The organism is Campylobacter concisus, assembly GCA_002092835.1.
GTDB lineage: Bacteria > Campylobacterota > Campylobacteria > Campylobacterales > Campylobacteraceae > Campylobacter_A > Campylobacter_A concisus_K.
Genome location: LVWL01000020.1, coordinates 138,914 through 153,095, shown reverse-complemented (window position 1 = coordinate 153,095; position 14,182 = coordinate 138,914). Strand labels below are relative to the sequence as shown.

Below are 14,182 nucleotides of genomic sequence, written 5' to 3'. Positions count from 1 at the left end.
AATAGATTTATACTACAATTAGCATCTGGTGCTATGATGCTAATTGTAGTTATTTCGGTAATGCTTTATCACTATATAAGGGTTACCGTTTTTCAAAGTGTAGTTAATGAGCTAAACTATCAAGCAGAAGCTTATAAAAAAAATCCTCAGAATTTCAATCCTTTAAATTCAAAAACATTTACGATAGAAAATCCAAATAAAACTCTAGCAACGATAAAAACAGACGAGCCGCAAGATAAAGAAACACATATCGTAACACAAAAATCAAAGGATCAAAGTAAAACTATTTTAATAACAAAACTCGATGAAAGCAGTTATTTAAGCCTAGAAAAAGATACTACTCTTCAAGCTCATATAGTAGAAGAAATTTTTATAGATATTATAATCGTAAATGTGTCAGCGATACTTTTGGTGCTTTTTTATGCACTATTTTTATCAAGAATGCTTTTAATACCTATAAAAATTTTGAGTCACAAACTTACAAATTTAGACGAAAAATTTCTTCATGAGATCGATATCAAGAGCCTACCAGATGAGTTTTTACCACTTGGACAAAGCATAAATAGACTAATCTCTCGCATCCAAACATTTGTCTTATACCAAAAAGAACTTTTTGTAGGCGTGGCACATGAGCTAAAAACACCGCTGGCTGTAATGAAAACAAAAAATGAAGTTACGCTTTTAAAGCCACGCGAGAGTGAAAAATATATCGAGGCTCTAAAATCAAATAATGAAGCTATAAACGGCATGAACGCGATGATAAGTTCTGTGCTTGAGATCGGTCGTCAAGAGGGGGCCCAGTTTGAAGAGCCAGTAAATACCGATGTCATAGGATTTTTAAAAAAACTTGCAAAAAACTATGAGATACTTGCAAAAAATGATGGAAAAAATATAAAACTGGACCTAAAACCAGAAATTTTAAATCTAAAAATACAAACTAGCTTACTAACCCACATTGTGCAAAATTTTGTTCAAAATGCCATTAAATTTTCACCAAAAAATAGTACCATTACGATTAGCTCTAAGCTTATAAAAAATAAATTTATCATCGAAGTAATAGATGAAGGAATAGGCATAGATGAGAGCAAAGATTTATTTGCTCCATTTAAAAGATACGGCGACAAAGGTGGTGCTGGGCTTGGGTTGTTTCTAGCTAAAGGTGCAGCACAGGCTCTTGGTGGCGAAGTAGACATTAAAAATAGAAACGATAGAAGCGGTGCAGTCGCAAGCCTAGTTTTAAATATAAAAGGATAAAAATGGCAAAGAGAACCGCAGTAATCGACCTTGGCTCAAATTCAATGCGAATGGCGATATTTGAGAGAACGTCACGCTTAGCATTTTTTATACTAGCTGAATATAAAACAAAGGTTCGCCTAGGTGAAGGCGGATATGGCTCAAACAATGAAATATCCGAAAGCTCGATGGAAAAAGCGCTAAAGGCTTTTAGAGAATTTTCAAATATCATAAAAAGCTACAAATGCAATAAAGTCTTATGTGTTGGTACTTCAGCGCTTAGGGACGCTCCAAACGCAAATGTTTTGATCTCTCTTTTAAGAAAAAAACTTGGCATAAATTTAAAAGTCATAGACGGCAAAGAAGAGGCTACTTTTGGTGCAATCGCGGCCAAGAATTTACTCCATAACATCGCTGAATGCGTCACTATTGATATCGGTGGCGGATCAACTGAGCTTGCCAGAATAAGCAAAGGCAAAATAATAGATACGCTCTCACTTGACATTGGTACAGTTAGGTTAAAAGAGCTTTTTTTTGATAAGAAAAACTTAAATAAGTTGCCAAAATTTTTAGAACAAGTTACAAAACAGATAGATGAGCGATTTAAATGCCAAAATATAATCGCTATTGGTGGCTCTCTTAGAGCGATATCATCTGCCATAATGAACAAAAATTTATATCCACTCTCTTCACTGCATGGCTTTTGCTATAAGCTTAGCGACGAGCAAGCCTATATCGAGAGCATCGCAAACGTTAGCGTGCTTGAGCTAAATAAATTTCCTATTAAAAAAGATAGATACGACACCATTAGAGAGGGTGCACATATCTTTTTAGCCCTTGCCAAAGCTCTAAATGCCAAAAATATTATAACAAGCGGAGTTGGCGTAAGAGAGGGAGTGTTCTTAAAAGATTTTTTACGCCCTAGCCTTAAATTTCCACAAAATTTTAATCCAAGTATTAAAAGCTTGCAAGATCGTTTTATATTATCATGCAATAAATCAGTCACAAGATATGCAAAAGATATATTTATAGTATTAAAAAAGCTTCACGGTCTAAGTGATAACTATCTTGAAGTGCTTTTAGTTGCTGCAAAACTTCACAATGTCGGTCAAGAGATTGGCTTTTATGGCGATCATAAAAACTCAGCTATATAGTCTTAAATGCCTTAAATTATGGCTTTTCACATGAGCAAAAAGCATTGATTGCAGTAGTAATTGGCACAAACGGAAAGAAAAATATCTATGAATTTGAGCGATATAAAAATTTACTTCCAAAAGCCGAGTGTATAAGATGGCTAAGTTTTATACTCTCACTAGCAAAGGCACTTGATCTAACCTGTGAAAGGCTAAATTTAAACTTCGAATTTAGTGGGCACACGTTAAAAATAGAAGGCGCAAAAGAATTTGCTATGGCAAAAGAAGAGATAAAAAAGATCACAAAACCTGAAATTTTTGCTATTTCGTTTGTATAAATTTTGAAACTAGCTTTAACGCATAAAAATTTTAAGCATACAAGGTTAAAAATTTACTCAGAATAAGACCTGATTATTGGATGAGAATTTTAGCTAAAACTACTAAAATTCTCCGCTCATCTTATCTTTATAGTTACTTAAACTATTTTTTCGCTCTTCTAAAAATGAGCTTAGTTTTTTCTTGTTCTCTTCAAAAAATATAGCAAAATCCTGCTCATTTTGTATCTTGTCTTCACCAAAGCTATCAAGCATTACATTTGAGCTACCAACTATCACTAAATAGCGCCTATTTTCATAGCTTAGAAGCATTAGTTTGTTTGTGCGATCAAGATATTTTTCATAGATGATATTTACACCACTATTTTGATTTTTAAGTAGCCAATTCATCGACTTGGTCTCATTTTGAGGTTGGCCTTGTAGCGTTTTAAATCCGCTAAAGTCATTGCTTTTTGAAGTGATATATTTTTTAAATATATATAAAAACACAAGAAGCGCTATAAGTATGCTTAAGACTATAAAATACCTTGAATCTATGCTTAGCATCGGCTCTTCTTCGGTTTTTGGCATAGTGGCTGCCTCTATTTTTGCACTAGCTTGAGGCATATTTTGTATTTGAGGTTTTGTATTTTTTAGCGTTACACGAATGCGGAGTCCAAAGCTATCAGTTGTCTTTGAGGCGTTTACAATAATAGCATCGTTTGAGCGCAAATTTAAAACTAGCGAGTTTTGCTTTGGCTCTATCTCAAGCTCTTGAATGATTTTTGAGTTTATATCCTTGCTAGCACTTTGATCGTAATTTAGCGAATTTAATATCAAAGATGTTGTGTCTTTTTCGCGCTTTTGAAAGATATTTCCTTCATAAGGTGCATCAAAGCTAAGCATAATATCAACTCTATCGGCACGTTCATAGATATTGTAAGTTAATAGGTTTGAAGCTAAAATTTGAGTTGCAAAAATTAAGAAAAATAGTATAAATTTCATAAAAGTTCTTTTTTGAAGTACTGAATAACTGACTTTGAATCCAAAATTTCATTTATCCTGATGGCTAAATTTTTCTCATAAACCATTACTTCGCCTTTTCCAAAAATTCTATTATTTATATATAGCTCCACACTCTCGCCAGCTGGCTTTTCGAGATCTATGACCGAGCCAGCTTCAAATTTCAAAAGCTCGTTTATGCTAACTGTGGTAGTTCCTAGCTCAGCTATAAAATCAACGCTTATATCCATAAGCTCGTCATAGCTCTTAAAAAGCCCTAACTGCTCTAGCGTCTCTATCGCACTCTCGTCATTCATTGTATGTCGTAGCCTATTTGAAATGTTCTATTTTTTATTTTATATACAAATTTCTCTTTTAGTTTGATACCAAAATTTTCAACTTCACCTAAAAATTCAGGCGTTCCAAGCTTATAAGCATTTGGCTCTTTTTCATTTAGTAAATTTTTAGCTTTGCCAATGATTTGATTTGCTATCTCTTTACAAAGATCGTCTAGATCACCACCATCAACATCTTCGTGACCAAAAAAGGCATTCATGAAAATTTTCAAAGTATCTTTTTTAAAAAATAGGTAAAAATGATACTCGCTCTTGCCCTTATAGACTGGTATGCTAGCTCCATAAAATCCCTTGCCAAGCTCTTGCCAGCTTCTAAATCTAACCCTAAAGTGTCCTTGCAAAGATAGCTTGTAGCTTCATCTATAACTTTTCTCATATCTCTTCCTTAAGACTTGAAATGCATTTTCAATTATACTTTGGCTTTACTAAATTAGCTATAAATTTATTAAGCATTTTAAAAGAGTTTATCTATCTCTTTTACTAGCTTTTCACCGCTAAATTCGGCACAAAGCTTAACTATTTGCGTACCTATTATCGCTCCGTCAGCATATTTTTTTACTTCATTAACATCATCTTTGTTTTTTATACCAAAGCCCACAGCCACTGGCAAATCGCTCTTTTTCTTAAGCTCTAGGACCAAATTTTTTATCCTATCTTCATCAGCCCTTTTTGAACCGCTAACGCCGATTGCGCCAAGAGCGTAGATAAATCCTGAGCCAAATTTTAAAATTCCATCCGCTCTACTACCAGATGTGACGCTGATAAGTGGTATAAGGCTTAAATTTAGCTCTTTGCATTTTAGAGCAAATTCCTCGCACTCCTCGCAAGGCAGATCCGGAACGATAAAGCCGCTAACTCCAGCCTCAACTGATCTTTTTAGAAATTTATCAACGCCATAAGCAAAGATGATGTTGTAATAAACCAGAAATACAAGTGGCTTTGTCACTTTTGCCTTACAACTCTCAAGCATATCAAAGACAACGTCGGTATTTACGCCATTTTGCACCGTCTCAAAGCTAGCTTGCGCGATGAGTTTGCCATCAGCCAACGGATCAGAGTAAGGGATGCCGATCTCTACTAGATCAAGCGTACTCTCATCTAAATTTTCTAAAAATTCCTTCGTTTTTTCTAAGCTTGGATATCCAGCCACGATGTAGCCGATGTTTGCTTTTTTGCCACTAAATGCGCTTTTGATCTTATCCATAAATTTTTCCTTTTTCGTAGCCGATAACTGTGTTATATCCTTATCGCCCCTGCCTGAGATGTTTGCGACGATGACGCTTTTTTTATCAAGTTTTGGGCAAAGCTTCTCTAGATACGCTAGTGCATGCGCACTCTCGATGGCTGGGATGATGCCCTCCATCTTGCTTAGAAAATACAACGCATTTATGCACTCATCGTCGGTTACGGCTTCATATTTTACCCTTTTGATGTCGTTTAGATGAGCATGCTCTGGACCGATGCCTGGGTAGTCTAAGCCTGCTGAGATGCTGTGAACTGGCGAGATCATACCGTATTCATCTTGCAACACAGTCGTTTTCATGCCGTGGATGATGCCGGTTTTGCCTTTGCTAAGCGTAGCTGCGTGATAAGGCGTCTCCACACCAAGGCCACCAGCCTCTATACCTACTAAATTTACACTCTCATCGTCCAAAAACGCACTAAAAATGCCAATAGCATTACTGCCGCCGCCAACGCAGGCTATGACGTAGTCAGCCTTTTTGCCATACTCTGCAAGCTGGGCTTTGGCCTCTGTGCCAATGATGCTTTGGAAGTCACGCACGATCTTTGGATACGGGTGTGGGCCAACGGCTGAGCCGATGACGTAAAATGCGCTCTCTATCTCATTTACCCACGCTTGTATGGCCGCCGTAGTCGCCTCTTTTAGAGTTTTTAAGCCATCTTCTACACTCACCACTTTTGCTCCAAGAAGCTGCATGCGAAAGGCATTTAGCTGCTGTCTAGCCACGTCTGTCGCACCCATATATACGTCACATTCTAAACCCAAAAGTGCCGCCGCGGTCGCTGTCGCCACACCATGCTGACCAGCTCCAGTCTCAGCTAAAATTTTCTTTTTACCCATTTTTTTAGCAAGTAGTGCTTGAGCTAGGGCGTTATTTATCTTATGTGCGCCCGTGTGGTTTAGATCCTCTCTTTTTAGGTAAATTTCATGCCCGTAGTGCTCGCTTAGGCGCTTTGCGAAAAAAAGCGGACTAGGCCTACCCACATAATTTTTAAGCAGATCATCAAGCTCGTCTTTAAACTCTTTTGTCTTTGCGATGCTAGCATAGGCGCTTTCCAGCTCATCAAGGGCAAACATCACCGTCTCGGGCACGAACTGCCCGCCAAATTTTCCAAAATATGCTTTACTATTCATCTTCTACCTCACCTATGATCTTTAAAATTATCTCTATCTTTTGCGCGTCTTTTATGCCGTTTTCGTCCTCGACTTTGGAGTTGATATCGACTAGATATGGCTTAAATTTGAGCGCCTCTTTTATGTTGTGCTCGCCTATGCCCCCAGCCATGCCAAATTTAAACTTAAGCTCTTTTAAAATTTCCCACTCAAAGCTAGTGCCATTTCCACCAGCATTTTCGCCCTTGCAGTCAAAAAGCGCCATGTCAAAATACTTAAAATCAACCTCCGGCAAGCTATCTTTTACGCTAAAAACCTGCCAAATCTCAAGCCCCATATCTTTTAAATTTGCATGCAAATTTTCACTGACTGCTCCGTGTACCTGAGCCACGTCAAGCCCTGTAAACTGGCAAATTTCCATTATCTCGCACTCACTTTGCTCAGCAAAAACACCAACTACTTTTTTGCCCTTGCTGTGAGCAAATTTCGCTATCTGCCTAGCTAAATTTATATCGACCTTTCTTTTACTTTTAGCAAATATCAGCCCTATAAAATCAACATCCAAAGCACAAACCGCACTCGCCTCATCTAGCGTTTTGATGCCACAAATTTTAACTAGCGCCATTACGCTTGCGCCTTTATAAACTCTTCATAAAATTTATACGCCTTGCCTGAATTTATAGCCTCTAAAACCATTTTTTAGCCTCGTCTGGGCTCTTTGCGCCATCAGCCACGTAGAGTGCAAACATCGCGTTAAAGACCACGATGTCAAATTTCGCCCCCTGCTCCTCGCCTTTTAGCGTGCGGATCAAGGTTTTGGCGTTCTCTTCAGGTGTGCCACCCTCGATGTCGCTGTGAAGCGCTCTTTTAAAGCCAAACTGCTCTGGCGTGATGCTGTATTCAAAAATTTCACCATTTTTTAGCTCCACAACGCTTGTTTCACTACAAAGCGTGATCTCGTCTAGTCCGTCATCGCCGCGAACGACCAAAGCGTGCTTTCTACCAAGGATCTTAAGCGTCTGGGCGTAGAGTTTTAGAACGGGCTTATGATAGACACCAACTAGCTGGTTTGTAAGGTTTAAATTTGGATTTAAAAGAGGTCCAAGCACGTTAAATACGGTTCTTATGCCAAGTCTTTGGCGCACCTCTCTCACCTCGCCAACTAGCGGATGGAAAAATGGCGCATGAAAAAAGGCTAAATTTTTACTAGCTAAATTTTCACGCTGTTTTGCCAGTGATTTTTCACTTTTTACGCCTAAAATTTCAAGCACATCAGAGCTACCTGACTTGCTTGAAACTGCCTTGTTGCCGTGCTTTGCGACCTTTATGCCAAGGCTTGCAAGGATAAATGCCACAGTTGTTGAGATATTTATCGTCTTAAAGCCATCGCCCCCAGTGCCGCAAAGATCGATCATAGGCGTGTCATCGCGGTAAGTTTGCGAGTATTTTAGGATATTTTTTGCAAGCGCAGCGAGGCTTTTTGGATAGAGACTCTTTTCGCTTATAAGCACCAAAAGTGCCGAAAGCTGCACGATCTCGTACTCTTTACTAGCTATTATCTCGCAAATTTGCTCAAAGTCGCTATCATCAAGCGGTATGCTCTCTTGAAGCTTGATAAGATATGGCTTAAGAGAGCGAATTTTTGGCTCTTTAACCTCATCTTTTGCCTTATAATTTACAAAATTTTCAACGATCTTTTTGCCGTATTGCGTAAAGTAGCTCTCAGGGTGAAACTGAATGCCAAAGATCGGCTTGTCTTTTACGCTAAGTGCCATTACGACGCCATCATCGCTTATAGCGTCAGCACTTAGACACTCTGGTAGCTCATCGACATAAAGCGAGTGGTAGCGCATAACCTCAAAGCGCTCAGGTAGCCCAGCAAAAAGTGGCTCTTTGTTTTTCACGTCAATAAACGAGGTTTTGCCGTGAAGTGGGTCATCTAGTCTTTTTATCTTTGCACCAAAACTAAGACCTATAGCTTGATGTCCAAGGCAAATTCCAAGCACCGGCACGCCAAGGCCGGCTTTTAGAATTTCTAAACAAACTCCGCTATCTTTTGGGTGCTTTGGCCCTGGGCTTAAAATGATCTTGCTTGGGTTTAGTTTTTTGATCTCGTCAAGCGTGATCTTGTCATTTCTAACGCATCTAACCTCTTCATCTGTAAGCTCTTTTACATATTGCTCAACATTAAAAACAAAACTATCGTAATTATCTATGAGTAAAATCAACCTATATCCTTTAAATTTAGCAGCGGTTGAGCCTTGGCTAAATTTCTATAAATTTAGGCAAAATTATAACTAAAAGAAAGTTTAATTAGGCTTTTGTACGGCTTTCGTAGGCTTTTAAAAGTGAAAGCATGTCGACATTTTCTAAATTTACACCAGTTGGCACGCCCTGAGCGATCTTGCTAAATGAAATTTCACTCATCCCTAGCTTATCCTCGACGTAAAGCATGAGCGCGTCTGAATTTAGCCCTGGCGTAAAGGCAAAAACGACCTCTTTTGAGCCATTTTGTTTGATCGCACTTCGCAGCCTCTCTATGGTGTCCTCGTCGATCTCGTCAAGCACGAAGTAAAGACCGTTATAAATTCCATTTTGCTCAAAAACTAAGATATCTTTTGGACTCTCAACCAGCAATATAACCTCACTATCCCTGCTCTCATCGCTGCAAATATCACAAATTTCATTTTCACTTAGCCCACCGCAACGCTCACAGCGTTTGATAAACCTCACCGCGTCTTCGATATTTTGAGCGAGTCTTAACCCCGCAAAGCTATCTTGCATGCAGACAAAATAGGCAAACCTTGCGGCTGATTTTTTACCAACGCCTGGCAACTTGGCAAAAGACTCAGTTAGCTCGTTAAATTTTTCTAAGCCTCTTTTCATACTCGCTTCGCCTTTGATCTAAGTAAAATTTTAAATACATGATAGCCATCCTCGTAGTCGTAGGCAAGCTCAAATTTTTGCATCTGACAAATTTGCTCGATGATATAAAGTCCAAGCCCCATACCACTTCCTGCACTCACCTTATCGCCACGCACAAAAGCTTGTTTGTAGTAGTCAATCGGGTGATTTAGCTTTTTGCCTAAATTTTTAACCGCTATAAATTCGCTATCGCAGATCAAAATAGCCTTTTTATCCTCTGCGTATTTTAGGGCATTGTCTATCAAATTTTTAATCGCCAAACTAAAAAGCTGAAAATCCACTCTTAAAATGACATCGTCTCTGATATCACAGCTCACTCGCTCTTCAAATTTATCAAGCATGAGCATATCCTGCACCTGCTCTAAAATGAGCGAGAAATGGCACTCTTGGTAGTTTAGTGCGTAGCTTTTAGAAAGGAGCTGCTCGACCTTGCTAAATTCATTTATCAGCATCTCAAGGCGCTCGAAAACGTTTATGAGCCTCATCTTTTGGGTCTCATTTGCGACCATTTCAGAGACGATCCTGCCCTTGCCAATCGGAGTCTTTAGCTCATGCATGATCGCGCGCAAAAATAGCTGCCTTGAGCGGATGAGCTCTCTGATCTTGCAAACAGCATTATCAAACTCAACAGCGACTTGTCCGATCTCGTCTTGCTCGTTTTCATTTAGCCTAGCCGTCATCGCCATTTCCATATTTCCACTGGCAAATTTCCTAATGTCTTTACTAAGCCTTCTAAGCGGCGAGAGACTTCTAAGAACAGAAACATAAAGTGAGATGAGAAGGGCTGAAACTATCAAAAATGCGACCCAAAGCGGATCATTTACGTGTCTTGCGTCGTTACTTTCAAGAAGTAGCTGAAAAGATGGGTTTTTAATAAGCAAATACAAATCGCCTTTATAATTAACCGATTGCACCACTCCAAGAGGCGTGTGCTGTGTAAAAACAATAGTCCCATTTGTAGCTATTGAAGTGGCTAAATTTTTATTTCCAACATACTCTAAATAAAAATTTTTAAAATAATGTTCTAAATCTCTTGGGGGATTTCCACGTTCATAGAGTGCGACAAGGTAGTTCATCGCACTTATTTGTCTATCCTTTAGTTTTTCTAAAGCGCTTTCTTGCTGAATGTTTGCAAAAGTTACAAAGAGCAAGCACATCAGCGAGAAAGCTATGGCAAAGATAATAGTTATCTTCGTAGTTATGGAATATTTCATCCGATAAGCTTATATCCTATGCCTCTTACTGAAAATATATGTTTTGGGGCTTTTGAGCTATCACCGATTTTTGATCTAAGGCGTCCGATAATAACATCTAAGCTCTTTGAATCTTTATCTTTTAGGCTTTTGCAGTTGTAAACTAACTGTTCACGTGATACTGAAAAGCTGTGTTGCTTAATGAGATAAGTTAAAATTTCATACTCAGCTGGAGTAAGCGCTAACGGCTCATTGTTAAAGTAAATTTCGTGACGTTTATCATCGATCCTAAATGCGCTATCAACGACCTCTTCTTGTACTTCATTTGTCTTTTTATATCTTCTTATAAGACTTGTGATACGAGCATACATCTCTTTTGGATCGTATGGTTTTGGCAAATAATCATCAGCACCAAGCTGAAGTCCAACAACCTTGTCGCTAATATCGCTTCTAGCTGAACTTATGATGATAGGAATGTCGTATTTTTGGCGAATTTCTTTACAAACCTCAAGCCCATCAATGCCTGGCAAAGTAAGATCAAGTATTAGCAAATCATAGTTTTTTATCCCAGCGCTAAGTCCTAAATAAGGGTCTTCAAAATTCGTAACTTTTATATTAAAACTATCAAGATATTCAGATAAAATTTGTGCAAATTCTGGATCGTCTTCTATCATTAAAACATTAACCATGAATTATCCTTTTTATTAAAAATAGTAGAGATTATACGGCAAAAATGTAAATTCTTTTTTAAATTTAAACTTTTTTGGGTAAAATCCCATATTTAAAATAAGCTTAATTAACAAGGAAAAATGTGGAATTTGACTATTACGAAATCCTTGAAATTTCAAGAAATGCAAGCGGAGATGAGATAAAAAAAGCCTTTAGAAGACTTGCTTTAAAATATCACCCAGATAGAAATTCTGGCGACAAAGAGGCTGAGCAGAAATTTAAACAGATAAATGAAGCTTATCAAGTTTTAAGTGACGAGCAAAAACGCTCTATCTACGACAGATACGGCAAAGAAGGCCTTGAGGGTCGATTTGGTAGCGGTGGCGGATTTAGTGCCGATTTTGATCTTTCAGATATTTTTGACTCATTTTTTGGTGGCGGTTTTGCAAGTAGTTCTAGGCAGAGAAAAAGATACTCAGAAAAATACTCAGCCGATCTTGAAATTCCTATAAATTTGGAGTTTAACGAAGCTATTTTTGGTTGTGAAAAAGAGATAAAATTTGATCAAAAAGTGCCTTGCCCAACATGCAATGCAACCGGCAGTAAAGATGGCAAGAGCAAGACTTGCCAGCACTGTGGCGGAAGTGGCAGGATAACACGCGGAAATGGCTTTATGAATATCGTCCAAGAGTGTCCATATTGTCACGGAAGCGGTGAAGTAATAAGTGAACCATGCCCCGATTGTAACGCGAAAGCTTATAAAATCCAGCAACAAACTGTAAAGATTACCATCCCTGAGGGCGTTGATAGCGGCATGAGAATGAGAGTAGCTGGCAAAGGCAATATCGGTACAAACGGCGTTCAAGGCGATCTTTATGTAAGCATAAACGTAAAAGAAGACAAGCATTTCATTCGCCACAACGACGATGTTTATCTAGAAATTCCTGTCTTTTTCACACAAGCTATACTTGGCGAAAGTATAAAAATTCCAACTCTTCGAGGAGAAACTGAGCTAAAACTACCTGTTGGAGCAAAGGATAAGCAGCAATTTATCTTTGAAAATGAAGGTATAAAAAGCGTGAATTCGCGCAAAAAAGGTAGGCTCGTAGCGCAAATTTCTATTCAAACGCCTGAAAAACTAAGCGATGAGCAAAAAGAGCTTTTAAATAAGCTTCAGGCTAGCTTTGGCATAGAATCAGGCAAATCAAATACCGATGAAAGCGTCTTTGATAAGATAAAAAGCTGGTTTAAAGGCGATGAACCAAAAGGCAAAAAGAAAAAATAAATTTAGATTTGTGACGTTAAATTTTGCGTCACAAATTTCCGCAAAATAAATTTTATATATCCTAATTTTTACAAGTAAATTTCACACAAATTTTAAAATTTCATGAGCGAGTAATTTCGGCTCTAAAATTTAAGCCAAGCAAAAGGCAAGAACGAATCTTAGCAGTCAATTCTTACGAGCAAGCAAAATTTTAAAATTTGCAAGAGAGTATAAATTTACTCAGTTGCAAGCTCCAAATAATAATCAAGCTGATCGCGTCTGATGATACGTATAAGATTCGTGCTACCCTCAACGCCCGTAGGGTGACCGGCTGTGACAAGATAAGTCTTGTCGTGTTCAACATATCCCTCTTCATACGCCTTTTTCATGACATTTGCTAAAAGTGAGCTAAGCTTTGTTTTTTCTAGTACAAGCGCTGGCGTAACACCCCAAGCAAGAGTAAGCATGTGCGCTGTTTGTTCATCGTGAGCTACTGCGATGATGTCGATATTTGTGCGGTTTCTAGCTAATTTTATAGCCGATTTTCCTGAGCCAGTGATTGAGATTAATGCATCTGCTTTTATGCGAACAGCAAGAGATGCGGCGCTACTTGCCACCATATCAGTCTCGTCAAAAAAGTCAAACTCATCAAATTTATTATATGGATAGATGCTTTGAGTTTGGATGATCGTTTTACTCATCGCCTCCACGACTGCGACTGGGTTTTTACCGATCGCACTCTCCTCACTTAGCATAACAGCATCAGTGCCGTCTAGCACGGCATTTGCCACGTCGCTGATCTCCGCCCTTGTGGCAGTCTCATGCTCTGCCATGCTTAGCATCATCTGGGTTGCTGTGATGACTGGCTTGCTTGCTGCATTTGCCTTTTTGATGATGAGCTTTTGGATAGTTGGAACCTTATAAAATGGCACTTCTATGCCAAGATCGCCACGAGCTACCATGATACCATCACTCTTTGCGATGATATCGTCTATATTTTCAACCGCGTCAAATTTCTCGATCTTAGATAAAACGGCAGCTCTTGAGCCAAATTCTTTTAAGATATTTTTTGCCTTTATTACGTCATTTGCATCTTGCACGAAGCTAATGGCGACAAAATTTACGCCATGCTTTGCGCCAAATTTCATATCTTCTTTATCTTTTTGTGTGATGATCTCTATGCCAAGGGCTGTATTTGGGAAATTTACGCCTTTATTTGAGTTTAAAATTCCATCATTTTCAATGATAGTTTTTACTATTTCTTTACCTTCGCTTATAACCTTTGCTCTTATAGAACCGTCATAGAGATAGACATACTCGCCAACCTTTAGCATTGGTAAAATTTGAGGCTGATTTAGACTTACTTTATAAATTCCTTTTTCTACTTTTTCACCAACAATATCCTCTGCGTATATGCTTAGTTCGTCGCCAGCCTTTAGATAAAATGGCTCACTAAGCTTGCCAACTCTGATCTTTGGACCGCAGATATCTTGCAAGATGCCTATTCTTTTATTTAGCTTTTTTTCAATATTTCTTATCTTGTCAATGTTTGATTTATGGTATTCGTGTGTCCCATGGCTAAAATTTAAACGAAAGACATTAACACCTGCTTTTACCATCGCTTCCATTGTCTCTTCATTATCACTTGCTGGCCCCAAAGTAGCTACGATTTTCGTCTTTTTTATCATTTTATGCCCCATAAATTTGATTTTTGCGATTATAACACATTTTAATAAT

The 14,182-nt window shown here is 38.3% G+C and carries 9 protein-coding genes and 4 pseudogenes; 3 read left to right on the top strand and 10 right to left on the bottom strand.

The genetic code is table 11. The features are described from left to right. Nucleotides 1-36 precede the first annotated feature (36 nt). Nucleotides 37-1,254: a two-component sensor histidine kinase gene (locus A3835_06635; protein ID ORI07463.1), complete on the top strand. Its 1,218-nt coding sequence runs from the start codon at nt 37-39 to the stop codon at nt 1,252-1,254. Between the two features lie 2 nt (nt 1,255-1,256). Next, nucleotides 1,257-2,704 (top strand): annotated as a pseudogene (locus A3835_06630) (guanosine polyphosphate pyrophosphohydrolase). Nucleotides 2,705-2,806: 102 nt separating this feature from the next. Here the strand turns inward: A3835_06630 and A3835_06625 are convergent. The 9 genes and pseudogenes from A3835_06625 to A3835_06585 all read right to left on the bottom strand — a co-directional run bounded on the left by A3835_06625 (nt 2,807) and on the right by A3835_06585 (nt 11,201). Beyond that, entirely contained in the window at nt 2,807-3,685 is an 879-nt protein-coding gene (locus A3835_06625; GenBank protein ORI07247.1) for an excinuclease ABC subunit A, read from the bottom strand. Continuing rightward, on the bottom strand, nt 3,682-3,999 hold the full coding sequence (locus A3835_06620) for a flagellar motor switch protein FliN (protein ORI07246.1): 318 nt from the start codon (nt 3,997-3,999) through the stop codon (nt 3,682-3,684). Before A3835_06620 ends, A3835_06625 begins: the two co-directional genes overlap by 4 nt. Beyond that, nucleotides 3,996-4,414: pseudogene (locus A3835_06615) on the bottom strand (restriction endonuclease). Before A3835_06615 ends, A3835_06620 begins: the two are co-directional and overlap by 4 nt. Before the next feature lie 831 nt (nt 4,415-5,245). After that, nucleotides 5,246-6,415, bottom strand: a pseudogene (locus tag A3835_06610) (tryptophan synthase subunit beta). Further along, entirely contained in the window at nt 6,408-7,019 is a 612-nt protein-coding gene (locus tag A3835_06605; protein ID ORI07245.1) for an N-(5'-phosphoribosyl)anthranilate isomerase, read from the bottom strand. Before A3835_06605 ends, A3835_06610 begins: the two are co-directional and overlap by 8 nt. Then, nucleotides 7,019-8,622, bottom strand: a pseudogene (locus tag A3835_06600) (bifunctional glutamine amidotransferase/anthranilate phosphoribosyltransferase). Before A3835_06600 ends, A3835_06605 begins: the two are co-directional and overlap by 1 nt. Before the next feature lie 85 nt (nt 8,623-8,707). Continuing rightward, nucleotides 8,708-9,280, bottom strand: coding sequence for a recombination protein RecR (locus A3835_06595; protein ORI07244.1), 573 nt, complete (start codon nt 9,278-9,280; stop codon nt 8,708-8,710). After that, nucleotides 9,277-10,533, bottom strand: a complete 1,257-nt coding sequence (locus A3835_06590) for a histidine kinase (GenBank protein ORI07243.1) — start codon at nt 10,531-10,533, stop codon at nt 9,277-9,279. Before A3835_06590 ends, A3835_06595 begins: the two co-directional genes overlap by 4 nt. Further along, on the bottom strand, nt 10,530-11,201 hold the full coding sequence (locus tag A3835_06585; GenBank protein ORI07242.1) for a DNA-binding response regulator: 672 nt from the start codon (nt 11,199-11,201) through the stop codon (nt 10,530-10,532). The genes A3835_06590 and A3835_06585 overlap by 4 nt, the downstream gene beginning before the upstream one ends. Before the next feature lie 122 nt (nt 11,202-11,323). Here A3835_06585 and A3835_06580 point away from each other — a divergent pair, with 122 nt between their 5' ends. Beyond that, the gene (locus A3835_06580; GenBank protein ID ORI07241.1) at nt 11,324-12,466 is read left to right on the top strand and encodes a molecular chaperone DnaJ; all 1,143 of its coding nucleotides are present in this window, start codon (nt 11,324-11,326) and stop codon (nt 12,464-12,466) included. 215 nt (nt 12,467-12,681) lie between these two features. Here A3835_06580 and A3835_06575 read toward each other — a convergent pair whose 3' ends face one another. Continuing rightward, nucleotides 12,682-14,133: a pyruvate kinase gene (locus tag A3835_06575; GenBank protein ID ORI07240.1), complete on the bottom strand. Its 1,452-nt coding sequence runs from the start codon at nt 14,131-14,133 to the stop codon at nt 12,682-12,684. Nucleotides 14,134-14,182 lie beyond the last annotated feature (49 nt).